General features: G+C 62.3%; 23 protein-coding genes. 11 read left to right on the top strand and 12 right to left on the bottom strand.

Annotated features, from left to right (window positions below):
* Positions 1–5: 5 nt before the first annotated feature.
* From NFC73_RS19425 to NFC73_RS19470, 10 genes are all read left to right on the top strand, one after another.
* The gene (locus NFC73_RS19425; protein ID WP_254752944.1) at positions 6–482 is read left to right on the top strand and encodes a hypothetical protein; all 477 of its coding nucleotides are present in this window, start codon (positions 6–8) and stop codon (positions 480–482) included.
* On the top strand, positions 479–2,359 hold the full coding sequence (locus NFC73_RS19430; RefSeq protein WP_254752946.1) for a glycoside hydrolase family 15 protein: 1,881 nt from the start codon (positions 479–481) through the stop codon (positions 2,357–2,359). The genes NFC73_RS19425 and NFC73_RS19430 overlap by 4 nt, the downstream gene beginning before the upstream one ends.
* Before the next feature lie 298 nt (positions 2,360–2,657).
* Complete coding sequence (locus NFC73_RS19435; protein WP_254752948.1) at positions 2,658–3,098, top strand: DUF488 domain-containing protein; 441 nt, start codon at positions 2,658–2,660, stop codon at positions 3,096–3,098.
* A 245-nt stretch (positions 3,099–3,343) separates the two neighbouring features.
* The gene (locus tag NFC73_RS19440) at positions 3,344–3,706 is read left to right on the top strand and encodes a DUF3040 domain-containing protein (RefSeq protein ID WP_254752950.1); all 363 of its coding nucleotides are present in this window, start codon (positions 3,344–3,346) and stop codon (positions 3,704–3,706) included.
* 83 nt (positions 3,707–3,789) lie between these two features.
* Positions 3,790–3,948, top strand: a complete 159-nt coding sequence (locus NFC73_RS19445) for a hypothetical protein (protein ID WP_254752952.1) — start codon at positions 3,790–3,792, stop codon at positions 3,946–3,948.
* Positions 3,917–4,285, top strand: coding sequence for a YegP family protein (locus NFC73_RS19450; protein ID WP_254752954.1), 369 nt, complete (start codon positions 3,917–3,919; stop codon positions 4,283–4,285). The genes NFC73_RS19445 and NFC73_RS19450 overlap by 32 nt, the downstream gene beginning before the upstream one ends.
* 132 nt (positions 4,286–4,417) lie before the next feature.
* On the top strand, positions 4,418–4,897 hold the full coding sequence (locus NFC73_RS19455; protein ID WP_254752956.1) for a hypothetical protein: 480 nt from the start codon (positions 4,418–4,420) through the stop codon (positions 4,895–4,897).
* 102 nt (positions 4,898–4,999) lie between these two features.
* On the top strand, positions 5,000–5,221 hold the full coding sequence (locus NFC73_RS19460; protein WP_254752958.1) for a hypothetical protein: 222 nt from the start codon (positions 5,000–5,002) through the stop codon (positions 5,219–5,221).
* Between the two features lie 250 nt (positions 5,222–5,471).
* Positions 5,472–6,062 (top strand): uracil-DNA glycosylase, encoded by a 591-nt coding sequence (locus tag NFC73_RS21070; RefSeq protein WP_372494692.1) that lies wholly within the window; start codon positions 5,472–5,474, stop codon positions 6,060–6,062.
* A 409-nt stretch (positions 6,063–6,471) separates the two neighbouring features.
* Positions 6,472–7,113, top strand: a complete 642-nt coding sequence (locus NFC73_RS19470) for a plasmid pRiA4b ORF-3 family protein (RefSeq protein WP_254752960.1) — start codon at positions 6,472–6,474, stop codon at positions 7,111–7,113.
* A gap of 431 nt (positions 7,114–7,544) precedes the next feature.
* Here NFC73_RS19470 and NFC73_RS19475 read toward each other — a convergent pair whose 3' ends face one another.
* The 8 genes from NFC73_RS19475 to NFC73_RS19510 form a co-directional block, all read right to left on the bottom strand.
* Entirely contained in the window at positions 7,545–7,817 is a 273-nt protein-coding gene (locus NFC73_RS19475) for a hypothetical protein (RefSeq protein WP_141001239.1), read from the bottom strand.
* Between the two features lie 72 nt (positions 7,818–7,889).
* Positions 7,890–8,915: an ATP-dependent 6-phosphofructokinase gene (locus NFC73_RS19480; protein ID WP_141001238.1), complete on the bottom strand. Its 1,026-nt coding sequence runs from the start codon at positions 8,913–8,915 to the stop codon at positions 7,890–7,892.
* A gap of 367 nt (positions 8,916–9,282) precedes the next feature.
* Positions 9,283–10,305 carry a UDP-glucose 4-epimerase GalE gene (gene galE, locus NFC73_RS19485; protein ID WP_141001236.1) on the bottom strand — a complete coding sequence of 341 codons (1,023 nt, stop codon included), beginning with the start codon at positions 10,303–10,305 and terminating at the stop codon, positions 9,283–9,285.
* Positions 10,302–11,279 (bottom strand): aldose 1-epimerase family protein, encoded by a 978-nt coding sequence (locus NFC73_RS19490; protein WP_308292699.1) that lies wholly within the window; start codon positions 11,277–11,279, stop codon positions 10,302–10,304. Before NFC73_RS19490 ends, galE begins: the two co-directional genes overlap by 4 nt.
* Complete coding sequence (locus tag NFC73_RS19495; RefSeq protein WP_254752964.1) at positions 11,276–14,410, bottom strand: glycoside hydrolase family 2 TIM barrel-domain containing protein; 3,135 nt, start codon at positions 14,408–14,410, stop codon at positions 11,276–11,278. The genes NFC73_RS19490 and NFC73_RS19495 overlap by 4 nt, the downstream gene beginning before the upstream one ends.
* Complete coding sequence (locus tag NFC73_RS19500) at positions 14,407–15,312, bottom strand: carbohydrate ABC transporter permease (RefSeq protein WP_251424532.1); 906 nt, start codon at positions 15,310–15,312, stop codon at positions 14,407–14,409. The genes NFC73_RS19495 and NFC73_RS19500 overlap by 4 nt, the downstream gene beginning before the upstream one ends.
* Positions 15,309–16,262, bottom strand: coding sequence for a carbohydrate ABC transporter permease (locus NFC73_RS19505; protein WP_141001230.1), 954 nt, complete (start codon positions 16,260–16,262; stop codon positions 15,309–15,311). The genes NFC73_RS19500 and NFC73_RS19505 overlap by 4 nt, the downstream gene beginning before the upstream one ends.
* Positions 16,259–17,599 (bottom strand): ABC transporter substrate-binding protein, encoded by a 1,341-nt coding sequence (locus NFC73_RS19510; RefSeq protein ID WP_251424534.1) that lies wholly within the window; start codon positions 17,597–17,599, stop codon positions 16,259–16,261. The genes NFC73_RS19505 and NFC73_RS19510 overlap by 4 nt, the downstream gene beginning before the upstream one ends.
* 122 nt (positions 17,600–17,721) lie before the next feature.
* On the opposite strand from NFC73_RS19510, the gene NFC73_RS19515 reads away from it, so the two are divergent.
* Positions 17,722–18,381 (top strand): TetR/AcrR family transcriptional regulator, encoded by a 660-nt coding sequence (locus tag NFC73_RS19515; protein ID WP_141001228.1) that lies wholly within the window; start codon positions 17,722–17,724, stop codon positions 18,379–18,381.
* A gap of 510 nt (positions 18,382–18,891) precedes the next feature.
* On the opposite strand, the gene NFC73_RS19520 is transcribed toward NFC73_RS19515, so the two are convergent.
* The 4 genes from NFC73_RS19520 to NFC73_RS19535 all read right to left on the bottom strand — a co-directional run bounded on the left by NFC73_RS19520 (position 18,892) and on the right by NFC73_RS19535 (position 23,521).
* Positions 18,892–19,614, bottom strand: a complete 723-nt coding sequence (locus tag NFC73_RS19520; RefSeq protein WP_254752966.1) for a polysaccharide deacetylase family protein — start codon at positions 19,612–19,614, stop codon at positions 18,892–18,894.
* 1,799 nt (positions 19,615–21,413) lie between these two features.
* Entirely contained in the window at positions 21,414–21,623 is a 210-nt protein-coding gene (locus NFC73_RS19525; protein WP_254752968.1) for a hypothetical protein, read from the bottom strand.
* A 224-nt stretch (positions 21,624–21,847) separates the two neighbouring features.
* Positions 21,848–22,144, bottom strand: coding sequence for a hypothetical protein (locus tag NFC73_RS19530; RefSeq protein ID WP_254752970.1), 297 nt, complete (start codon positions 22,142–22,144; stop codon positions 21,848–21,850).
* Positions 22,145–22,501: 357 nt separating this feature from the next.
* The gene (locus NFC73_RS19535; RefSeq protein ID WP_254752972.1) at positions 22,502–23,521 is read right to left on the bottom strand and encodes an NAD/NADP octopine/nopaline dehydrogenase family protein; all 1,020 of its coding nucleotides are present in this window, start codon (positions 23,519–23,521) and stop codon (positions 22,502–22,504) included.
* Positions 23,522–23,636 lie beyond the last annotated feature (115 nt).

Raw genomic sequence — 23,636 nt, forward strand, 5'->3', positions numbered from 1 at the left:
CTGGGATGGACTGGCAGGGCTGGGCCCTCTTCGGTCTGCTGGCCACCAGTGTGCTGACGGTTGTCATGATTGCAGCACAAATGGCCGGCTGGACCCGTCTTGACCTGCCGTTGGTGCTGGGCACGCTGTTGACCCCGGACCCGGATCGGGCACGCGTCGCGGGTTTCTTCGTCCACCTTGCCGCGGGCCAGGCATTCGCCCTGGGATACGCCGCTACATTTGCCCTGCTGGGCCAGGCCACCTGGTGGATCGGGGCGCTGCTGGGGCTGGTTCACGTCGCCGTCGCCCTGACGGTCATCCTGCCCCTGCTGCCGGGCGTCCACCCCCGCATGGCCTCTACAAGGGCGGGGCCGGCCAGCAGGGCTGTCCTTGAACCGCCGGGTCTGCTCGGCCTGAACTACGGCATTCAGACACCTGCGGTCGCCATCGTCGCCCACGTGGTTTACGGCACGGTTCTCGGACTGCTCCTGAGGACGTCATGAGAACACCGCGGAAAACATACCAGGCCGAAAGAGGCGAAGAGATCCCCTTTGCAGCCCGGACGTGGGAGCCCTCACCCATCGCGGACTACGGGCTGCTGGGCGACACCCGCACCGCAGCCCTGGTCTCCGCCGATGGTGCAGTGGACTGGCTCTGCGCCCCCGCGTTCGACGGCGAGCCTGTATTCGGTGCGCTCCTGGGCGGCGCCGAGGCAGGGACCTTTGTGGCCGGCCCGGTCCTGCCTGCACGAAAGGTCTCCCGCCGCTACCGTCACCACAGCGCAACGCTGGAAACAGTATGGTCCTCGGGCGAAGGCCGCCTCATCCTCACCGAAGCCATGGTGGCTGAAGTCGCCGGCCAGCTGCTGCCCACAACGGTTCTCATCAGACGCCTCACCGCGGAGGAATCGCCCATGGCCGCTGTCATTTGCTTTGACCCTAGGCTGGGCGAACAGCATCGTCGCCCGCGCGTGCGCCGTGGGCGCAACCTGGTCTGCGATTGGGGTCCGCTGGCCCTGTCCCTTCGCTGCAGCCCGGAGCTGGAACTGGAGCCCGGCCGCCAGTCATTCCTGACAGTCCGCCCGGGCCAGCCTGTCACTCTCGTACTGGCGCTGGCCTATGGAGAACCTCTCATTCACCTCGATCCGGAATCAGCTTGGGATCTCGTCGAGGCTGACGAGGCCCGCTGGCGGGATTGGACGGACGGCATTGATGAAGGCATCCCCTTCCGGGAAGCCGTCCTGCGCAGCCTGCTGACACTCCGGCTGCTGACCTATTCCCCCTCCGGCGCGCCGGTGGCAGCGCCTACCACCTCCCTGCCCGAGGACCCGGGAGGCATACGCAACTGGGATTACAGATACGCCTGGCCACGGGACGCCAGCATCGGCGTCGGTGCCTTCCTGGGTGTCGGCAAATCCGCTGAAGCACGGAAGTTCCTTGGCTGGCTGCTGCACGCCAGCCGGCTCCAACGACCCCGCCTGCCGGCGCTGCTGACCCTTGCCGGAGGACATGTGCCCGCGGAACACACCCTCCACGGCTGGCCCGGGTACGCCGGCAGCACCCCCGTCCGCACCGGCAACGGCGCCGCCCACCAGCACCAGCTCGACGGCTACGGATGGGTCCTTGACGCGGCCTGGGTACTCGTGCAGGGCGGGCACCGGCTGTACTCAGAGACGTGGCGGGCCATGCGGGGTTTCGCTGATCTGGTGGCCCTGCGGTGGCAGGAGCCCGACGCGGGAATATGGGAGCTGCGCGCCGATGCCGCCCAGCACGTGCACTCCAAAATGATGGGCTGGCTCGCCCTGGACCGCGCACTCCGCATCGGACAAACCCACCACCTCAGCGCGCGGCGGCGACAGCTATGGCAGATAGCCAGGGAAAAAATCGCCGCCGAGATCAGGGCCAAGGGCTTCGACCCTGCCAGGAACACCTATACCCGCACCTACGGATCCGCTGACCTGGACGCAGCACTGCTTGTCCTGCCCGTCATCGGCCTCGAAGACACCGGCTCGCCCCGTGTCAAGGGAACAGTGGATGCCGTCAGGGAGGAGCTGTCCGCCGGCTTCCCCTTCCTCTACCGTTACCCGCCCGGCAGGGACGGGCTGCCCGGAACCGAGGGGGCATTTCTGCCCTGCTCATTCTGGCTCGTGCAAGCCCTGGCCCGCACCGGCAGGCACACCAAAGCCAGCGAACTCTTCGGAGCCCTCGTGGACAAGGCCAATCAACTGGGCCTCTACAGCGAAGAAATCGATCCGGCCACCGGCGTCCTTCTGGGCAACTTTCCACAAGCCCTGACTCATGCCGCACTCGTCCAGGCAGCGCTTGCCCTTCGGGATTCTCCAATGGAAGGTGAAGATGCCACTGACCATGGACAACAATGACCCACTTGCCAGGGAGGGCACAGCCCTGAAGGACACATATTCCGGCGCATTGTCTTGCCAGACAATGCCTCGGCCACCCAAACCCGAAACTGTGAAGAGGTTCACCGAGCCAGGAACATCGTCGAGACCTCATCAACGGGTTGCGGACTGCCTGATGGCCTGCCGTTCAAGCGAACCAATCAGTCGGTGCACAAGCAACGCAAGGACGAAGATCAGCCCGTAAGGAAACTCGCGGCCTTCAATATCGAATGTGATTCGGACAGACACCCCGACGCCACCCCAGAGAGGAAACACCCCGATGGCCACCCGGCATGAAGTGAAAGTACGGCGCATCTATGAAGAACCCCGGGAAACGGACGGTATCCGTATCCTCGTGGACCGCCTCTGGCCACGAGGCCTAAGCAAGGAAAAGGCGCACTTCGACGAATGGTGCAAGGCGATAGCCCCATCAGCTGAGCTACGCAAGTGGTACGGCCACGACCCCGGCCTCTTCGAAGAGTTCAGCCGACGCTATCGCAAAGAGCTCCAAGAACCCGATCCGGCAGCAGCCCTCACCCGGCTCCGAAACCTGGCCCATCAGGGTCCGTTGACGCTGTTAACGGCAACCAAGGAGCCCACCATCAGTGAAGCAGCAGTACTCTGCGCGATGATTCAAGAGAGCCTCCAACTGCCAGTTGCCGGGCATGGCCCTTCCCGCCAAGGAACCGACCACGACCAGACACAGACCAGCCCGCATTGATGAGGGCGACCAGCCACGCCTCAACCAGTAGGAAAAATACATAACCCCGCCGCTCAGCACCCAAGCGCGACTGGATACCGATGGCTAAAACAAGGCCAAACGGCACAGGAATGCCTACCCCGCCGGGAACATTTCACAGCACGGGTGCCTCCGAAACGGGTCTCCTTGACTTCCATCAGGAACCCTCCTATGGTCGATAATACTAACATCAAAAATGTTAAATTTAGAAGCCGCGCACAGCCACTGTGAGCTGCGAGGCCTCGCCAAAGGTTGAGGAGAGGATCCAGAGGAGGTTCCCGATGCCGTTGTCGGATAGAGATCGGAAAGTACTTGAAGAACTGGAGCTGGACCTAGCCGCTGACGATCCACGGCTGGCCCAGGAGCTCTCGTCCGGTTCCGTGGGGAACAGGTTCAGGGCAAGCTCGTACTTCGGCGCTATAGCGTTCCTGATCGGGGTTGTGTTGCTCATGGCAGGAATCGCCTCACAAATCGTCGTCGTCGGCGTCGGCGGTTTCCTGCTAATGGGAACAGGCGCCTACCTTCTCGTAGAGAGTCGCTACGCTGGCCACTTTGCCCGGCCTAAGCCGATGAAGCCTCCTGCACGTTGATCCGCCTGCGGCTCTCTCGGATTTCAATGGAAATACAACCAGAACCGGCCGCAGAAAGGTGTGAAGCATTGGAAGGATCAGAGATGGCAACAGACGATATCCGGGTCCACAGCGAGGCCCCGGCTGAAGGGGACACCTCCCGGGAATTTCCCGAGATCCGCTCCCACTCCCAGGACCCCGCTGAAGGATCTGACGACATCACTGACGCTGATGCCAACAAACAAAGGCAACCGGAACCCTAGCCCCGGTACTCAGCCGGTCCTGGCTGAGTTCATCAGGTCCTTCACTAGACCGACGCTACCCCTAGGAGGATGCAGAGCCGTGACAGGAACATTCGAACTGGCGGAACCCAGCCGTGGAACCTTTGAGTTCAGGCTGCTTTCCAGCACCGGGAAAGTACTGGCCGTGTCCGGAACATACCGCGACAAGGACTCGGCCGTCGCGGCCATCTGCCTCGCACGAGAATGTGCAGCAATGGCCCTCATCCAAGACCACACCACAAGAGCGCCGCATCCCACAACGCCATCGAAGACAAAGTCACGGCACAACCAAGGGGCGCCGTCGCGATGGTTCGGATGAAAAGAGCCGGGGCGTAAGCCGTTCGTGCACCCTTCCCTATGCCGGGAACCGGTGAGACATGCTGGCGAGTGATGGAAAGACACGCTCCCAGCTCACTTAATTAGCAACATCAGTAATTAGAAGGAGAGTATCGTGGCTGCCACCTCTATTCCTGTCCCCGCCGACAGCGGGATCAGTCGTACCCTGCACCGGGCACGCGTAGAACCTGCCTATGGGGCGTTTCTGACGTTGTGGATCGGTTTCGTTGTCCTCCCCGTTGTTTTCGGCCTGGACAAGTTCGCCAACGTCCTCACGAACTGGGAGGGATACCTGGCTCCATGGCTTGTCGGTTTGCTGCCTTTCAGCGCGCATACGGCAATGCTCATCGTGGGCTTCGTGGAGATTGTCGCAGGGATCCTGATTGCCATCAAACCGCGCTACGCAGCGTACGTTGTGGCATTTTGGCTGGCGGGCATCATCATCAACCTGTTGACGTACTCAGGTTTTTATGACGTTGCCCTGCGTGATTTTGGGCTCCTCGTCGCTGCATTGGCGCTGGCGCAGCTGGCACGCACCTATGACCACGGGAGCGGCCATCGAGGCCACGCGAACGCTGAGAATCGGTCGAGGTGATACGGGCCACTCGAAGTTAGAGATGGCTTCGCTTCCACTCCTGTAATTGAGCCGTACTGTTCAATAGACAAATCTGATAGCCACGAGAGGAGAACGCTTAACATGGAGAATCTTAATCTCCTGAACAGATTGATGCATTGGACACAGCGACTTGCGATGAACGTCTTCGGGCCTGCGGACAGAACTGATGCGGACACGCCGATCATCCACAGAAACGATGACGGGGAAATGGCATCCCAGGAGCAACTTGCTGATATCGAGGTAGAACGCGACAACGAGGGGCATTCCTGGGGGCTCCGGAAAACGACGCATCCGGAGAAATGACCGCTGCATAGTTTCCACGTAGGCCCTGTTCGTCAGTCCGGCTTCCCAAGGGCAGATTATAGAAACGCGCCGGCCGCGAGCACAGCCCCGCAGGGACACAAAGGGAACATTCATGGTCACACGTTCAATCCAGGCATTCGTGGAACAACTCGCTGCAGCGAAAGCCGGCAGGAACAGCGATAATTTCTTCGACTTCACCAGCCCGGAGAACGCCGGCCGCCGACGCAATCTGGAGCTGTATCTGCAGGAGATGTTTCAAAGGAAACCAAAAGTACTCCTCTTAGGGGAAGCGCCGGGTTTTCGAGGGATGCGAATTACAGGAGTCCCGTTTACCAACATGGCCATCCTCCAAGACGGGACCAACCACTTTGGACTGTTTGGGCCCGGAAAGGGCTACACGTTGCCTGCCGGATCCCCGACCATAGCACCGGAGCCGACAGCGACCGTGATGTGGCGAGTACTTGCGGAACTTGATTTCCTGCCCCTGCTCTGGAGCACCTACCCGCTCCATCCCCACCTTCCAGACCGATGCCTATCAAATCGCACCCCCACTACGGCTGAGGCCCTCGCTGGTCAGCCCTTTTGGTTGACCCTGACCCGCTTGTTCCCCATAACGTCTGTCGTAGCCGTCGGAAACGTCGCCTACCGCAGCGTTCTCGCCAGCGGAAGATCCGTGCCCAAAGTGAGGCATCCCGCCCACGGAGGCAAGGCCCGGTTCCGCCTGGGATTGCAGGAGCTTCTGGAAGCAGGGATTACCACTAACCCCAACGCCCGCAGTGCTGCCCTGCGAGGACATGGAATGCAAGGATCCCCCGGCAACAGACATGAGCGCCTGCGCTGAGGCGATTTGACCGCCCCAGACGGTCGATCTCCTCGAGGGTGGTGCCGTTGCGGGCTGCGTGGCGGGATGAAACCCTCGCCGCCGAAGATCCTGGTGGGGCGGGGCGCGGCTGGTTCGTCGCTGGGCCCGCTTCAGCCCGCGCTTGCGGCTGCCGGAGGACAGGGCTGCACCTGTGTGGCGGTGTTCTTCGGCGGCGTAGTCGGTGGCCTCGATGCGGCGACGGTCGATCTTCTCGGTGCCGTCGATGATCGCTCCGATGGCCGCGTCCGACAGGAGGGCGCGGCGCGAGCAGCATCCATGGTGGCCACATTGTTAACTGAGACAACCCCAGAAACCCGTAGGTGGCCAGGTAAGTTGCGAAACAGGCACTCGAAGCTTGTCTTGGCGGCGGTTCTGGAACGATGGTGGCGTGAAGAAGCTTAGCGATGGCATGACAGCCAACCCGGGGGAGTGGGTCCTTGATGTTCGCGTGGGACTTGTCGACAGCGTGCCGGAGATCTGGCGTCTGCTGGAGCTCCAAGCGTCACTGACGCTGGGACAGGTTCACCGCATACTGCAGGTGGCGTTTGGATGGGAGGATGCGCATCTGCACCGGTTCACGGACAGCGATCCCTTCGCGCGGCTGCGGCCCATGGACGGTGAAATTCCCGACACCCTTCAGTGGATGCCTCAAGACTGGTGCGAAGAGCCGACGGACCTTCCCGAAGAAGACTGCTCCCTGGGCCAGCTGCTGGTCAGGGGTTCAGGTGCGGCGTTCTATGAATACGACTTCGGCGACAGCTGGCTACACCACATAGAGATGGTCTCCCGCCGGCCGGCGGATGAAGCAACCCCGCCGGCCCGGCTGACCGACGGCGCCCGACGCGGCCCGCTGGAAGACTCTGGCGGCCTCTCCGGATACGAAAGCATCCTGGACGCCCTCGCCGACCCGACCCATCCTGACCACACCGGCTACTCGGAATGGGTCACGGCGGTAAAAAACTCCGACGAACCGTTCGACCCAGACCTTCTGGACATCGCCGAGGTGAACCGGACGCTCGGAGGAATCTGATGCCACTGAAGGCATACTTGGCTGCTCCGGGGCTCCAGCCCAATTGTCCAGACACTGTCTGGACAATTGGTTGAGCGCTAACCCAGGCCACCTTATGCTCGTTGGCCCGGCAGCATCCAGACAAGGCGCGATGTGCATACAGTGGGCAGCGATGTGGACGTTGATTACCGCCTGGCACGCTTCAACATAGGCGCTGCATTTCCGAGGCATCCTGTCAGATTTGCATCTGAGACCGTTCAGTAGGAGAGTGCAGGAATCGACTTTTAGACCCTATCCTGACGATATTTACGGGGCGGCCTGATGTCAGGTTGGGGTGTGCCCTTCAATGACGAGATGCCCTCGGAGCTATATCATCCGGACTCCATGGGGTGGGAGCCGCTGGCCGTTGAAGCTTGAGTGCGCAGGTCTAGTTCCCCCCGACACGATCGCTATCAGTTCCAGGTACGGCGGATGTAGGTTCCTGGTTGTTGTTCTACGACGCGCCTGCTGTGGGGTCCGTCCTGTATCAGCCACAGGAGTGATCCGTCGGCCATGACAGCTTCGACCCGCCCGCGGTCGGTCACGCTGCCCTGAGTATGAACTTCGACGTCCTGGTCGGTCAGCACAGTCCAGTCGTCAACAGGCTGCCACAGTGCGAAAGAGTGGACGTTTGTTTGGGCTTGATTCGGCGTGGTGCTTGTTGGCAAGTCGTCCTCGAGTTTCATGGCAGCAGAACCCTGAGCAAATTTGTGACGGGGAGCGCTAGCGTTCGCGAATGATGTTTGTCTTTTCGGCGTTTACCCGAACAGGACGGCCGCTTCGTCGTAGCGGTTCTGCGGGACGGTTTTGAGCTGGCCCAGGGCTTCATGGAAGCCCACGTGTTCGATGTCCGTTCCCTTCAGGGCCACCATGGTGCCCCAGTAGCCTTCGACCACGGAGTCGATGGCGGCCATGCCGAGCCGGGTGGCCAGGACACGGTCGTAGGCGGACGGGACGCCGCCCCGCTGGATGTGGCCCAGGATCGTCGAACGGGTTTCGATGCCGGTGCGGGCTTCCAGGTCCGGGGCGAGCTGGTCGGCGATGCCGCCCAGGCGGGGCCGGCCGGAGGTGTCGAGGCCACGATCGGAATAAGCCCCGTCCATATGTTCGGGAATGAAGCCTTCGGCGACGACCACGAGGGGTGCGCGGCCACGGTGGTGGGCTTCCTTTACCCACTGGGTGATTTGCTCGATCCTGACTTTTTGTTCGGGGATGAGGATGGCGTGGGCGCCGGCGGCCATGCCGGCGTGAAGCGCGATCCAGCCCACGTGCCGGCCCATGACTTCGGCGATCATGCACCGGTGATGGGATTCGCCGGTGGTCCGGAGGCGGTCGATGGCTTCGGTGGCGATCTGCACGGCGGTGTCGAAACCGAAGGTGTAGTCGGTGGCGTCGAGGTCGTTGTCAACGGTCTTGGGAACACCGACGATCTTCAGCCCGGCGTCGGTGAGCCGCTTGGCCGCCGCGAGCGTACCCTCACCACCGATGGCGATGATGGCATCGATGCCCAGGCGCTCCATGTGGGCCTTGATGACCTTGGCGCCGCCGCCGTTTTCGAACGGGTTGGTGCGGGAGGTACCCAGGATCGTGCCGCCCTGCTTGGCAATGCCGCGGACCATCGTGCGGGGAATGTCGATGATGTCGCCCTCAACAACGCCGCGCCAGCCGTCGAGGAAACCGACGAACTCGTGGCCGTGGATGGCAATGCCCTTGAGCACGGCTCCGCGGATAACCGCATTCAGTCCGGGGCAGTCGCCACCGCTGGTAAGGATTCCAATTTTCATGCGTAATTCCTAGGTTCAGTTGCCATGTTGGAAAGGGGCCATCAGAAAAACCCAAGACAGGCATAAGGCTGATTTCGCCCTATCGCCTTCGTGTACTACCAGGTTGTTCGTTCGTAGCTCATGCCGCAGGGAACGTTTGGGTCAAGGCTTACGATGACCGTTCCCGGAGCCGTCCGGGTTACCAGAATTCCCTGTTTCCCATACCTCGCACAAACAGAGAGTTCTTGGACGGCGGCCTCCACGGCGGCCTCCAAATGGGATCGCGTGTGCGCGTGGATGGTGATGGAATTGTGTTGCGTGCGTTCATGCTCATGAAAATCCGTGCAGGTGGAATTCTCTGTCTGCATTTATCCACTGCTCCTACAGTTCATTCGCGGTGGGATATATAGCCCTGGGGGTTGTTCTTCTGCCAGCGCCAGTGGTCTTCGCACATCTGGTCAACGGACTTGGTGGTGGACCAGTTCAGGGCCGCCAGGGCGGAAGTGGCATCGGCCCAGAAGGCGGGAAGGTCTCCGGCGCGGCGGCCTGTGATCTCGTAGGGGATAGGCTTGCCCACGGCCTTCTCAAAGGAGCGCAGGGCCTCCAGGACGGAGGAGCCCTTGCCGGAGCCCAAGTTCCAGCGGAAGACACCGGTGCGGTCCGCGATGTGGTTCAGGGCCGCGGCGTGGCCTTCGGCGAGGTCCACCACGTGGATGTAGTCGCGCAGGCAGGTGCCGTCGGGGGTGTCGTAGTCGCCGCCGAAGACCATGAGCCTCTCGCGGCGGCCCACGGCCACCTGGGCAATGAACGGGACCAGGTTGTTGGGGATGCCCCGGGGATCCTCGCCGATGCGGCCTGAGGGGTGTGCGCCCACCGGGTTGAAGTAGCGCAGCAGGGCGATGTGCCAGCGGGAGTCAGCCGCGCCGAGGTCGGAGAGGATGTCCTCGATCTGTTCCTTGGTGCGCCCATAGGGGTTGTTGGCGCCGATCTCCATCTTTTCCACGTAGGGGATGGGGTTGTGTTCGCCGTAGACGGTGGCTGAGGAGCTGAAGACGATGGAGCGGACGTCATGCCTGTCCATCACACGGATCAGGTTCAGGGTGCCCACCAGGTTGTTGTAGTAGTACTTCAACGGCTCCTGTACCGATTCACCCACGGCCTTGAGGCCCGCGAAGTGGATGACAGCGTCGATGGCGTTGCCGGCGAAGACCTTTTCGACGGCTGCCTCGTTCACCAGGTCTACGTGATGGAACTCCGCGGTCTTGCCGCTGAGTTCGGCTACGCGGCGCAGCGATTCCTCGCTGGAGTTGACCAGGTTGTCGATGACGACCACGTCGTGGCCGGCTTCCTGCAGGGAAAGAACAGTGTGGGAACCGATGTAGCCCGTGCCCCCTGTGACCAAGATTTTCATGAGCGAGTGTGGGCTGGGTTGACTGGGATCGCTTCGATGTTCCAGCTCGCGGTATGACTCTGCCCCGGAAGGAGGACTATGAGGTCTGTCCTAGTGTTGAAGGCATTAGGCGGACAGGTCATTGGTTCTACTGCCAGGCCAGCTCTGCTGGATTCCGCATCCGGGAGGTCGGCTGTGTGTATCTGAACCCAGGGACAGTCACGACCCCATGTCATCGAAGTTCCGGACCCGTCCCATGTCGTCAGGCGTGCGGTTGAGTGACCTTCGTTGTCACGTATGAGATCAGTGAAGGCATGATCGAGCGTTGTGGAACTGATGGGTCGGGGGGCAACAAAGTCATAGTGTCGATCCTCTGAAACGTCGTTAACGCCTGTAGGTATCAGAAGGTCCGGGGTGACTTGCTGAACTTTTCGTGCGGGCAGCTCGAGAATCCAGTCGTCGACCCGGCCCTCGCCGGCGACCAGGTATGGGTGCGCGGCGGCCCCGTATGGTGCTGATCCGGGGCCGGTGTTGGTGGCTGTAACAGTGGTGTGCAGCCCGGAATGATCCAGCTGGTAGGACACCTGTACGTCCAAACGGAAGGGGTAACCGCTTCTCGCTTGAACGACGGTGGACAGAGTGGTCGATGACTCGTCGGATTGCACGGGGCACCAGTCTTGCCAGGCCAATAGTCCATGGAGTGCATGGCCCCGGCTCGGTTCGTTGATACCGAGCTGGTATTCCACGCCTTCGAATTCATACCGTCCCGCGATAACCCTGTTAGGCCACGGCGCCAAGACTGCCCCTCGATAGGCGGGGCGGACCTGATGTTCCGAAAAGGGGAGAATCAGGTCCCTGCCGGTGTGGCGCAAGGAGCGCAACGATGCACCGACGCTGGCTATTTCGGCGGTGTAGGGGCCGCAGCGCAGCGTGGTCTGTCTACCTGAGATCGGGACGGTATCGGTGCTCATTCTGGACATCACGAGGCTGGTCATTCGGAGGCCGCCAGGCGGAAGGTGAGCGTCCGCGCCTCCGGCGCCAAGGCGGACTCCGGCCAGACATCCGGGCCACACGAGCGGGTGCCGAGTCCGTGCTGAGCCGCGTCGAGGTATAACCATGAACGCGTGGCGGGAGGCAACTCGTGCGGGTGTGTGGCTGCGGCTAGCTCCTGGGCCGTGTAGCGGCTCAGGGTGAAGCCCGGCAGGCGGCCCCGTGCGTCCGGGTACGCGTCGATCCGTACCCACGGCTCTGAGCCGCGGAGCAGGTCGAGGGAGCGCATGCCCCCGCGGTGACCGGTCTCCTGCGGGCGCGCGTACGGCACGGCGAGCTGATCGATCGCGGCTGCGTACCGTCTTACATGCGCGGCTTCGAGGCTGTCCGGGTAGGATTCGTGCGGGCCCAGCCCGAACCATGACGCTGCGTCCACGTCGGTGGGCAGCCCGAATCGGACGCCGACGCGGGGCCACACGCCGTCCCAATCGGAGGATGGCAGAATGTCCACCCGCAACCACAGACCTTCGGGGTCGAGGAGCCATTGCTCCTCGACGGTGACGGTGCGGGCCTGGTCCGCCGCGGCGTACCGGGTGCGCACGCGGAGGGCACGGTCATCCAGTACATCGACGGTCTCAACGCGCCCGTGCAGCCGGTCCAGTCCGGCCGTGTGCCAGCGCGCTGCCGACGACGGCCCGGGAGCTCCTACGCCCGGGATGCCGTCTGCGTCTGGTGCCCAGGGGTCGGTGTTGATGTAGCCGCCCCGGGATTCGCCGCGGTCATTGTCCGTGGGCGCCCGGAACAGCTCTAGCCGGGGCCCGTCCACAGGGAGGCCCGCGAGCTTAACGAGCCGCCCTTCGTCGAAGACTGCTGGGCCGAGCTCGAGGAGGCCAGCGCCTTCTCCCGGCCGCCAATCACCGCCCGGGAGCCCGGCTGCGAAGGGCAGCGGGTGCTTCTTGGGCGGCGCGAGACGGCCCTGTGCTGAGGCGACTTCGTGCCCGGAAGGTGCCCACCCGGCATCGTGTTCGAGGACTGCCTCGAGGGTCACCCATACCTCTCCAGTGCATCCCTCGGCGGACACTGGAAGGGGGACTGCGGCCGAGGCGCCAGGGGCGAGCGGCCCACCGTCGAGCCCCTCGACGGTGAGCTCACCGGAGGCGACTGGTTCGCCGTCGTCCTCGATCCGCCAGCGAAAGACCAGGTCTCCCAGATCCGCGCTGTGTCGCAGGTTTGTCACCCGTACAAGGGGCTTGCCGCCCGGCTCGAGCCCCTCAAAGGCAAGCCCCACGGGCGCCACGACGGTCTTGAACTCATATAGTCCCGGGGAGGGCGTCGAGTCGGAGAGGACGAGGCCGTCGAGCACGAAGTTGCCGTCATGGATCTCCTCACCGAAGTCGCCGCCGTAGGCGAAGAATTCGGTGCCGTCCGCAGCGTGGGCGGCGATACCGTGGTCGCGCCATTCCCAGACGAACCCGCCGTGCAGCCGCGGGTATTTCGTGACGAGGTCCTCGTACAGCGATATGTTCCCGGGCCCGTTGCCCATGGCGTGGACGTACTCGCATAGAAGGAACGGCTTGGTCCGCTGCCGCGCCCCCTCGGCAGGGGAGCAGCCCAGCAGCGGTGTTGTGTCGCCGTCGCGCCCGATCGTCTCCACCTCGGGCAGCGTCGCGTACATACGGGAGTACACGTCGGTGTACGCGCCGGCGTAGTCGTTTTCGTAGTGGACTGGTCGGCCCGTATCCCGTGCATGCACCCACGCGGACATAGCGGCGAGATTTTGTCCTGTGCCGGACTCGTTGCCGAGGGACCACATGACGATCGAAGGTCGGTTCTTGTCCCGCTCCACGGTCCGTTCGATCCGGTCAAGGAGCGCCTCGCGCCACATCGGCTCGTCGCTCGGGTTCCGGGCCCAGCCGTGCCGCTCGAATCCGTGCGTCTCGAGGTCGCACTCGAGGATTACCCAGAAGCCCATTTCGTCTGCGAGTTCGAGCAGTCTCGGGTGGGGCGGGTAGTGGCTGGTACGGATTGCGTTGACGTTGGAGCGCTTCATGAGCGCGAGGTCCTCGCGGGCGAAGTCCTCGTCGAAGACGCGGCCGAGCGTGGGGTGGGTCTCGTGGCGATTGACTCCGTGGAACACAACTTTGCGTCCGTTGACCAGGAACTGGTCTCCGACGATTTCTACGGTGCGGAAGCCGATCCGCAGTGACACGGTCTCGGCCTTGTTGGCCACGGTCGCATCGTAGAGCCGTGGGGTTTCGGCGGTCCAGGGCTCGACGTCAGAAACAGGTACCGGTGCAACATCACCGGAGTTGGACCACTCGACGTCGATGCCGAGCTCGGGTACGCGGAGGCGAACAGGGTAGGACGATGCTGACGCTTTCACTTCGGGTTCTATGGTCCCCGCCCCGCTGTTGTAGCCGGCCCGGAGCCAGACGTCCTCGATGCCGCCGGCCGGCCGGGACAAGAGGGTCACGGATCGGAAAATGCCCGGCAGCCACCACTGGTCCTGGTCTTCGAGGTAGCTGGAAGCGGACCATTGATGGACACGGACTGCGATGGTGTTGGTGCCAGCGCTGACAGCGTCAGTGACGTCGAACTCCTGGGCGTGGCGGCTGCCGGTACCCCAGCCTATCTCTGTGCCGTTAACCCATACCTTGTACCTGGATTCGACGCCGTCAAAGCGCAAGACGACGCGGCCCGTGCCCGCTGTGCCGCCGGCCTCCTTCCAGCCGCCGGGCAGCTCGAACGTGCGGCGATAGTCTCCGGTGGGGTTCTCATCAGGGACGAACGGCGGGTCGATTGGGAACGGGAACTGCACGTTCGTGTAGATCGGGCGGCCGTACAAGCCGTTGCCCTGGAGCACCCAGTGGGAGGGCACGGGGAGCGCCTCCCACGTAGAGTCGTCGTACTCCGCAGCGGCCATCGCCTCCGCGGCTTCCCCTCGGGGCAGCACCCCGCGCCCGCCGGGTGTCCCGGGGACTCCGTTGAGGAGCCGGAATCGCCATTGCCCGTCGAGGGACAGGGACGGGGCGTCGGTGCGAAGCCAGGAACGGGCCGGCATTCGCCGCCCCCCTCCGGGGCCCGGGTCTGTGACGTAGGCGGTGGAGGCCGCGGCCTCCGCTGCGCGGGGGCTCATTTGACGGCTCCTTCTGTGAGGCCTCCGCGCCAGAAGCGCTGAAGGACGATCATGGCGATGGCGAGCGGGATGACAGACAGCAGTACGCCGCCGGTGGTCAGCTCGTAGAACTCTGGGAGCCGGTCGGCCTGGCTAAGCCAGTTGTTCAGACCCACCGTGATGGGGAACAGCTTCGAGTCGGAGAGCATCACGAGCGGCAGGAAGTAGTTGTTCCAGATGCCCACGAGCTGGAACAAGAACACTGTCACCAGGGCGGGAGTGAGAACCCGCAGCCCCACGGAGTGGAAGATGCGCAGCTCGCCCGCGCCGTCGATGCGCGCGGCCTCCAGTAGCGCCGGATCCACCGTTGCCTGCGCGTAAACCCGGCACAGAAACAGGCCAAACGGCGAGACGAGGGAGGGCAGCAGGACGCTCCAGTAGGTGTTGGCGATGCCGAGCTGGCTGAAGAACAGGAACAGGGGCAGGGCCGTGGCGGTGCCGGGGACGAGGACGCCGCCGAGGATGAGCCCGAAGATGAGACTGTTGCCCCGGAAACGGTACTTGGCCAGCGCGTAGCCGCCCGCGGCGGCGAAGTAAGTCGCGGCGAGTGCGCCCACCCCTGCATACAGAATCGAGTTGAGGAACCAGCGCACAAACACGCCGTTCCCGTATGCGAGGACGTTCGCAAGGTTGTCCCACAGGACAACCTGCGGGGCGAACAGGAACCCGTTGGTCGCGAACAGGTCCCCGCTGGTCTTTGTCGCGGCGACCACCACCCAATAGACGGGGACCAGGAAGTAGAGCGCGGCGACTACAAGTAGCCCGGTGACGAGAATTGTTGTGGAGCCGGGGCGCCGGCGCCGGGGCACAGGCGGATTCTCGGCGATGTTCTTGGGCCGGCTAAGGGTGGGGGTGGCAGTCATGAGGACTTCCTGTTCGTGAACCGGAGGAAGGTGAAGGAGAGGATGAAGGCCGCGAGGGCGATGAGCACGGCCTGGGCTGCGGCGACGTTGTAGTCGTTGTATGCAAAGGCCGTGGTGTAGGCGGAGAGGTTCGGGGTGTACTGGCTGTCGACGGCCGGCGCAACGGTCTGGAGAACTTGTGCCTCGGCGAACAGCTGAAGCGTGCCGATGATCGAGAACACCGTGGTGAGCACGAGGGCGGGCCGGATAAGGGGCAGCTGAATGGTCCACGCGACACGGAAGGGTCCGGCACCGTCCACGCGCGCAGCTTCATATATCTCACTGGGGATGGACTTGAGCTGGGCTATGATGATCAGCATGTTGTAGCCGGTGTAGCTCCACGTAACGATGTTGGCGATCGACCACAGCACGGTGTCGGGGCCGAGGAAGTTCACGGTGAGGCCTACGGATTTGGCGGCGTCCACCAGTGGGCTCAGGCCCGGGACGTAGAGAAAAGACCAGAGAATGGTCGCGATGACGCCCGGCACGCCATACGGCATGAAGTATGCCGCGCGGAAGAACCCGGGCCACTTAGCCGAGGCCGACTCCAGCAGGAGTGCGAGGACTGTACATAGGGCGATCATGACAGGAACCTGGACCACCCCGAAGAGCAGCACGCGGCCGATCGAGGCGAGGAAGCTTCCATCCCCGAGAGCGCGGGCATAGTTCTCGAACCCCGCAAACCCGGAGTGGACGCCCGTCTCGCCGAAGAGGCCACTGCGGGTCACTTTCGTGAAGCTGGAACCGACAGCAGCGATGATCGGGAAGATGAACGTGAGGGCAAAGAGCGCCAGGAAGGGCGCGAGCAGGATCCAGGGTGCACGGGTGACGGCGCGGCGCTGCTGCCTTGCCCGTCCGCCCCCCTCCCGCTGGAGTGCTGACGGACGTGCGGTACCTGCGGTGGCGCTCATGCCTGCTCCTTCCTAATCGTCAGACCCTTGTTCCTGAAGGCGGTCATGATCTGCTGTTCGGCGTCTACTACGGTGTCGACGAGGCTCGTGCCCGATGCCTTACGGCGGAACCCGTCGCCCAGGATGTTGAAAGACTGCGTGGTGACCGGCCACCAAGACCAGTCCATGTTCTGCGACTTACTCGCCGGCACGATCACGTCCTGGTTGTAGTTCTGCCCCCCGAAAAAGTCGGAGGGCTCCTCGCGTTTTGTACCGATCATGCCCGGCACGGGGGACCATCCGATGCCACTGTTGGCGATCTCGGCGTCGATGCCGGCCTGCGTGGACGTCATCCAGACAGCGAACTCGAGGGCCTCGCGGGGGTGCTTGCTGTTAGCCAGGACCGCCGCGGTGGACCCCCCGAGGTAGCTCGAGCCATATCCTCTGGAGTCCCAAATGGGCATGGGCGCCACGCGCCACTTGCCCGCTCCGCCGCTGACGCTCTGCACAAGGGCATCCGCCCAGCTGCCGCTCGTGAGCGACGCGAGCTCCCCCTTCGCAGCCGCAGCGTACCAGCCGGGGGTGAAGGGTCCATAGGCGGTGGTGACGATGCCGTCGTCGATCGCCCGGTCAAAGAACCGCGCGACGTTCAGCGTTGAGTCATCGGTCATGTTGATAACCCATCCGTCCTCGGCCGGGCGCAGCCAGCAAGCGCCAGCCTGCGCGGCGAAAGAGACAAAGTAAGAGGTGTCCGCGAGAGAGAAGCAGTCGATGTAGGCGTTGGCACCGCGGAGCTCCTTCCCGACGGCTGCCCACTCCTGCCAAGTCGCAGGTGCCGCCGCGCCTACTTTGGCCAGGACGTCGGGGCGGTAGAACGTGGCCATCGGCCCCGAGTCTTGGGGAATGCCGTAGACGCCCCCGGAGAAGCTCACTTGGCTCCAAAGTGCGGGGTCATAACGGTGCGCGTATTCACGGGCACCGTAGCGAGAGAGATCCACGAGCCCGTTGACGAGCATGAACTCAGGGACGGTACGCATTTCAACCTGTGCTAGGTCAGGGCCACCGCCCGCCGCTAGCGCGGCGTAAAGCTTGGAGTACCCGCCACGGTTGCCGCTGGGGATCCATACGGTCTCAACCTGGACGTTCGGGTGGCTCGCGTTCCAGATGTCGGCAACCTTCTGAACGTTCTTGAGCCAGGACCAGTACGTAAGGGTCACTTTTTCGCCGGTGCTGACTGCGGGAATGGCAGGTGCGGCATTGACGGAAACAGTGCCCGGAGTGGCGCAACCGGTGAGAAGGGCAAAGGCGGAGGCGCCAAGGCCGCCGCAAAGTAGTTGTCGTCGTGTCAAAGATGGCATGAGTCCCACTTCGTTATGGTCAGCGCCGCGGATACGGCGCCGGGGCTGTATGGCCCGACGTGACAAGGCTAACATAAAAGCTGAGTACCTACTCAGTTTTTAATGAAACTAGACTGGAATCCATGACCAACAATGCGACGGCACGCTCCGGCACGCGCGGCCCGTATGCCAAGACCGCTGAGCGTCAACGGCAAATCCTTGAAGCCGCTATAGAGGTCTTCGGGTCGCGGGGCTACAACGGCGGCAGCATCCAGGACGTCGCGGACCGGGCAGGGATCAACCAGACCACGCTCCTCCACCATTTCCCCACCAAGGCTCAGCTGCTCGTGGCGGTACTCGAATACCGCGACCGTATCTCCACGAGCACCCCGGGCACGCGCGAGCGGTTTGCGGAAACCATCGTGCGGCAGGCGGAGCACAACGAGGGCCTACCCCACCTCGTAGAGCTCTACTCCGTACTCTCCGGAGAAGCAACCACCGAGGACCACCCGGCCCGCGACTACTTCGTCCAGCGCTTCGCCCGGCTTCGGAATGAATATAGTGGGGAGCTGCGCTACCTCGCGAGCATTGGCCGGCTCCGGCCAGGCGTCGACCCGGACGTGGCGGGACCCACCATCGTAGCCCTCTGGGAAGGAATCCAAACCGAGTGGCTCCTGAACCCTGACAATGTGGACGTGCCCGGCATCCTCAAGGGCTACCTCGACCTGATTCTCGTGCCGGAAGAAGATGCGCGGTGGTCATCTGGTACCGGGACCCCCGTGGAAGCGCTGAATAAACTTTGAAGACGATGATTCCCCAATCGGCTCCCGATAGAGGTGGCCGCCGTCCCCGCCACGGGCCACGGCGTCAGCCGATAACGGATATTCCGTCAACTTGGCACGGCCGGCAAACCCGTGCGTGCTGACCACACGGCCGGAACTGGAGCCCCTCTGAGCTGGGGTCAATTCAGGTTATCCACGGCTGGAAGTAGGAGCCGTTGGGGTAGGTCCCTGGAAGCAGTAGCGATGGATAACTTATAGGAATTGTCCACGGCCGTGGGCGGAAGCAGCACACTTCATCATGGGGGAGGGGAGAACCAACTCCCACCGTTTTACATGCGGCACGGACACGTTTGTCAGGTTTGGGTGTAATCCATTCCGGCGCCGGTCATCGCTGAAGCGGCTTCGTACTCACTGGTTTGGCGGCCTTTGATGCTCTTCACCTTCCGGAGTCCGCCTGGAGACGACTCGGAGATAGATCAACAGTTGCAGCTGCGCCAGGGTGGATGATAAGACCGCAGCCGGGCACGACACCTAGTCGAGATGGACGAAAAGTAGTCCTCGGGCGGCGATGGTGTCCAGGGCGCGCATGAGGCCTTCGGCTGTCCCGGAGCCAGGATGGTTGCCGTGGCATATGATGATGTCCCCTGACCGGGCCTTGCTTGTTTCGCTGGCCACGGTTGCTGCCGGGTATGTTGCTCCGCCATCTGCGTTGATGCTGAAGCCTGTAGGGGTCATACCTAGAGCCTTGACGATATTTGCCGCGACCTCGTCGAGGTAAGCGGTTCCGGGCCTGAATAAGCGGGGGCTAATTCCAGTGAGTTGGGCTAGGACGGAAGTGTTGGTCATTACTTCGTCGTACACTTCCCCGGGGTTTTGCGTGCCTGTGATTCCGTACGCGGACTTTCCAGCGGTGGACAGTGGCAGGTGGGAGGTTCCATGGTTGGCCAGCTCGAAGAGCGGATCAACGGCGAGTTGGCGGGCTGTTTCTATGTTGGCGGTAATCCACCTGGAATTCAGGAACAGTGTCGCGGGGATGTGGCGGTCCCGCAATGCCGTAATTAGAGCTGAATCGTAGTCGTTGCCGCCGGGGCCACCGCAGAAATCGACTGTCAGGGCGATCCCTTCCGAGCCGGCTGCAAGGTGGGTCAGGACGCCGGGGGCCTCCAGGCCCCAGTACCGGGGGCTTCGCCCGGCGTAGGAGGTCACGATTTCCAACCGGGACGGTGACCGCGATGCGGCGGTACCAATTTGCATACTTGTTTCCGCGACTTGGGGTGAGGGGGTTTCCTGGTCCGAGCCGACGTTGCCGCTGGCAGGCGAGCTTTCACTTTGCCGCAGGTCCGGAATTGGCTGGTCCTGCTGAGTGAGCGCTTTTGTGGCCATGATTGTTGCTGCGGCTCCCGCCAACAGCAGGGTTCGGCGGGCGGGGTGCGAGCGACTGGCCCTGAAATGCCGCGGAGCTTGGTCCACAGAGAGGTCTCCGGTTGTAATTGGTGGTGCTATTTGAGAATCCACACTGGACTATGAGGGCCCGGGGTTTTGGCGCTGTGGCCCACGATGTAGGAATGGTGTTCCTCGGACTGCGCGCCGACAGTCGTCTTCCGGCTACCTGCGAGACGTAGCCGTTACGGCTGGTTTCGGCGGGAATCCGGAGCCACCGATTGAGGGGTGGCCAGAACGATCCCTCAACCGCGGCTGAATAGCCTCTGGAGTGCGACGAAAACAGTGCCGCCGCTGAGTTTCATGTCCAGAATTTAATCCATAGGCATTTTCTGTTCCCCTTGCGGGATTTTGAACGATAGTGATTTTTCCGCCAGCCGCGCTAAGTCGGCTACCACAGCATTTATGGCTTCTTGTCGACCTATATCGGTCCTTCGTGCGCTCGTTTGGGACGGTTCCCCAATTGCTGTGCGTTTCGCTCGGAGCGATTCCAAGCTGGCACTGCTTGAAAGGGGATCGTAGAAGATAATGTCGGTGCTCCGTCTCATCTCTGTGGCTCCCGCCGGCAAAGCCGGTTCGGCCAAAGGGTCGTGGTACCGCGGCTGCCGAACGACGCTCGGGTATATGACACCCAACACGACCACACAGTAAGTCGCCGGGTGATGCAATATCAGTTCATTGTCGGAGAGTGACGAGACGCTGTCTTCGATGGCGTCCCGGTGCTGATTCCTAGTGGACGGTTTCATTTTTTTCCACCGGGAGCCGGATTCCGACATCTTGCCGGATGAGACACAGACAGAGAGCAGATCCACATAGCCGATACCTAAATCAGTGGTGAAAACATCCCGTGATGGCATCCCGTGCCGCCTTGAAGTCATTTGAGGACCGGAGCCTCCCGAGTTGCGAGGATTGGGAGGCTCCGGAAACTGAGGCCCCACCTGTGGGGGCACCGCCGCATCCGTAGGCTGCTAATCCGTCTCTGGCCCGTGGAGTAATGGCAGTCATCCTCGCAGTGAATCTCAGACCGGGTTTGGCTACCCACCTCATCTGGAACTACGCGTAGCTCAAATGACCCTGCAGTCATGCCGAGGTCGATTTTGCTATTGCTGCCCGCAGGCATGCCCATATTCCTACCCGGCCAGGGGGGCAGTGATACGGAGTGCAATGCAAGCTTCTCGTCCAGGGCTGTGACGGGCCGGCCAACATCAGTCAATCCAGGCTCCTACGGGGGGAACGGCATGAGTAGGCGGCCGCAGTCCAGCGTCAGCTGAGATGAGCATCCATTCGACTGGTTGGTCCGTCTTTGCAGGCATGATGCTTCCTTCAGTCACAAAGCGCTTGGTGCCGTCCATGCTTACTGCTGCCACCACCCGGTCATCGGGCAGTGTCCTCCGGTTCGGGAAACGGGCCGGCTAGGGCCTCTACTCTCGGCTCTACGTTTGCGGGGGATAAATTTCTTCATCGCTGAATTCGACCTGCGCTCTTCTTCATTAAACTAGCTCTGTTGTGGTCTCTGGTTTTCCACGTCTGTCCTCACGGCGCGATCGTGAGTTGAGCGGGACCTGCAGGGGAGCGCAGACAATGGAGCCCGGCAACCGATGCTCGCTTGGGCTTCACGGGGAGCCGCCGGGTGCAGATTTTGTAATGTCCCTGACATCGTTATAGATGAACATTTGGCGGCCGTAGGGAGTATGGAGCCATAGTAGGTCCCCGTTGAGTGAGACCAGGTCGACGGTTCCGGTGGTGCTGTGGCCGTTGAGGAGCTGTATGGTCACGTGGTCCTGTTTGCGCAGCAGGCGCAGGACCGCGGCAAAACTCTTCAAACGGAATCTGGTAACCGACCGGCGCGCCCGCGGGTCTTTCGCGGACGCCCAACTTTTTTACGTGGGCGCATCGGGTTCCTGTAGATCGTGGTTGTGGCAAAGGTCAGCGTGGGAACCAGCACTAAAGATCAAGCACTCCAGCGGTCGAGTCCCGATCCGCACACGTCACTGGCGCCTCGGCGAGTCAGACGGTGAACAGGTTCTCGTCGCTGGTTCCAAGGCTTCTAGCAGGGCTTTGCGCCCTTATGCGTTCGTGGCTCGGGCGCCTTCCGGACGATGTCGTTCACGTCGTCCGGAATAAACATCTGTCGGCCGCCGGCAGTTATAAGCCACATGACATCGCCGTGGATGGAGATCAGGTCAACCATCCCGGTGGTGCTGGTCCCGTCAACCAAGCGCAGGCAGACCTGATCGTCCTTATTTAGTTTTCGCAGGATTGCGGCAAAGGCTTCAAGAGGCAGTGCTTCAGCTAGTTGATTGGTGTCGGCAAGTCGCGTTTCTGGAGATAGTCCGGATTTCATCGCGTTCCTTCTGCCAAAGGGCTTCGCTGTTCAAAGTGTTCCACCTGCACTGCAGGCCCATGCGGGTGTCGGGTGGAGGACCGGAACCTTCCGAGTTGCGAGCATCAGAAGGTTGCGGTGGTCTAGGAATCTGATCAGGTTGGAAGTTACAGAGCCGGGGTTTGAGGATCAGTCTGTTTCCGGGCCAAGGAAAAAGTGACATTCATCGTCGCAGGGACTTGTTGCTGTTGTTGTGCTAGGCAGCGTCTTACCTGTTTGGGGTCTGCCCGGTTCCGGGCCATTTGCCTGCAAGGCTGTAGATGTTTGCTCCCGGTGACCGGACGCGGGCGATTCGAGCGCAGTGGTTACCATGGGCGTTCAGTTGATTGAAAGAGAATGAGTATTCATCAGGTTCAGGAAGTCCTGGGCCGGTCGTGCGGCATGGTCCAGGATGTCTTCTTCAAGCAAAATCTCACTGAGCCTTAGAATGGAACTGATGGTGGGGACGTCTACCCGGACTGCTGCGGCCAGTGCCGCCATGGGGGCAAATGAGGACCGCAGTTCGTGACGCAGGAACCGGTGGTGGAAGCTTGAAGGGAGGGCGGCGGTCTGGCTGGACAGGGTGTTGACTTGTTCTCTCAGACTCAAGCCTTTTGGTGCATCTGGTCCGCTGTACCTGGCCTTCAGCTCTTGGACCGGCACGAGCCCAAGACCCAACGCGGCGCCGAGTCTTAGGCGATCTGCGTCCAGCTCAAGCAGGAGCCTGCAAACGCTGTCACCGAACCCTTCGACATAGAACCTTATGGATTCTGCCCGCTCGACACTCATCGCGTTGAGAAGCATCGGAGGGACGTGGAACAAGGCGTTGATACTCGACAGTGCGACTGCGGCCGGATTGCCTAATGAAAGTCGGGGGAAGGTCGCCAGAGCCAGCTCCACGAGATGGTCAGGGGTTTCTGGCCCTAGGAAGCCTGCCAACACGTCATGCTTTTCCGCTCGCACTGAGCTCAGATTCCCCCCGAACAGAAAAGCTCCGATTTGCAGCACGCTCGAGGTATCGAGACCAAACCGGCGCGCCGCTTCGGCCGCTTCAACGGCGCCGGTGATACCGCCTCCGACGATGACCATCAGCTGTGGCGAGGCAACCCGTAGGACGTCCTGCATGCCGGCCTGCACGTCCTCGCCCTCCGCGAAGACAACCCCGATTACCGGTGCTCCAGCTTTAAGTTCATCGACCGCACGGAGAACCTCGTTCCGTGGCTCTCCAAAATATGAGAACTGATAAAGCCCCGGAGAAACTTTGTCCGATAGGAGACACACGTGGTGGTCCCTCGCTGCCAGGGTCAGCGCAGTTGCCGCGGCATTCGCCTCATTGGAACGGATAATGACGTTAACCATCGTCTTCTTTCATCGAAAAGGGCACTGTGGCCTCTTTAGTGCGGCCATTGTGGCGGGTCGATCTGGCTGGTATTCCAGCGGCGAAGGCCGCTCCGTCGCTAGGGTCACCGTGACA

It is taken from the genome of Pseudarthrobacter humi (genome assembly GCF_024294965.1).
GTDB lineage: Bacteria > Actinomycetota > Actinomycetes > Actinomycetales > Micrococcaceae > Arthrobacter > Arthrobacter humi.

Bases quoted from the DNA above. Each gene is read 5' to 3' on its own strand.
- NFC73_RS19460 (WP_254752958.1), top strand. From the start codon at position 5,000: ATGGAGAATCTTAATCTCCTGAACAGATTGATGCATTGGACACAGCGA.
- NFC73_RS19435 (WP_254752948.1), top strand. From the start codon at position 2,658: ATGGCCACCCGGCATGAAGTGAAAGTACGGCGCATCTATGAAGAACCC.
- NFC73_RS21070 (WP_372494692.1), top strand. From the start codon at position 5,472: ATGTTTCAAAGGAAACCAAAAGTACTCCTCTTAGGGGAAGCGCCGGGT.
- NFC73_RS19505 (WP_141001230.1), bottom strand. From the start codon at position 16,262: ATGAGCGCCACCGCAGGTACCGCACGTCCGTCAGCACTCCAGCGGGAG.
- NFC73_RS19490 (WP_308292699.1), bottom strand. From the start codon at position 11,279: ATGACCAGCCTCGTGATGTCCAGAATGAGCACCGATACCGTCCCGATC.
- NFC73_RS19480 (WP_141001238.1), bottom strand. From the start codon at position 8,915: ATGAAAATTGGAATCCTTACCAGCGGTGGCGACTGCCCCGGACTGAAT.
- NFC73_RS19430 (WP_254752946.1), top strand. From the start codon at position 479: ATGAGAACACCGCGGAAAACATACCAGGCCGAAAGAGGCGAAGAGATC.
- NFC73_RS19425 (WP_254752944.1), top strand. From the start codon at position 6: ATGGACTGGCAGGGCTGGGCCCTCTTCGGTCTGCTGGCCACCAGTGTG.
- NFC73_RS19510 (WP_251424534.1), bottom strand. From the start codon at position 17,599: ATGCCATCTTTGACACGACGACAACTACTTTGCGGCGGCCTTGGCGCC.
- NFC73_RS19450 (WP_254752954.1), top strand. From the start codon at position 3,917: ATGCCAACAAACAAAGGCAACCGGAACCCTAGCCCCGGTACTCAGCCG.
- NFC73_RS19475 (WP_141001239.1), bottom strand. From the start codon at position 7,817: ATGAAACTCGAGGACGACTTGCCAACAAGCACCACGCCGAATCAAGCC.
- NFC73_RS19520 (WP_254752966.1), bottom strand. From the start codon at position 19,614: ATGCAAATTGGTACCGCCGCATCGCGGTCACCGTCCCGGTTGGAAATC.
- NFC73_RS19495 (WP_254752964.1), bottom strand. From the start codon at position 14,410: ATGAGCCCCCGCGCAGCGGAGGCCGCGGCCTCCACCGCCTACGTCACA.
- NFC73_RS19445 (WP_254752952.1), top strand. From the start codon at position 3,790: ATGGCAACAGACGATATCCGGGTCCACAGCGAGGCCCCGGCTGAAGGG.
- NFC73_RS19500 (WP_251424532.1), bottom strand. From the start codon at position 15,312: ATGACTGCCACCCCCACCCTTAGCCGGCCCAAGAACATCGCCGAGAAT.
- NFC73_RS19530 (WP_254752970.1), bottom strand. From the start codon at position 22,144: ATGAAATCCGGACTATCTCCAGAAACGCGACTTGCCGACACCAATCAA.
- NFC73_RS19515 (WP_141001228.1), top strand. From the start codon at position 17,722: ATGACCAACAATGCGACGGCACGCTCCGGCACGCGCGGCCCGTATGCC.
- NFC73_RS19535 (WP_254752972.1), bottom strand. From the start codon at position 23,521: ATGGTTAACGTCATTATCCGTTCCAATGAGGCGAATGCCGCGGCAACT.
- galE (WP_141001236.1), bottom strand. From the start codon at position 10,305: ATGAAAATCTTGGTCACAGGGGGCACGGGCTACATCGGTTCCCACACT.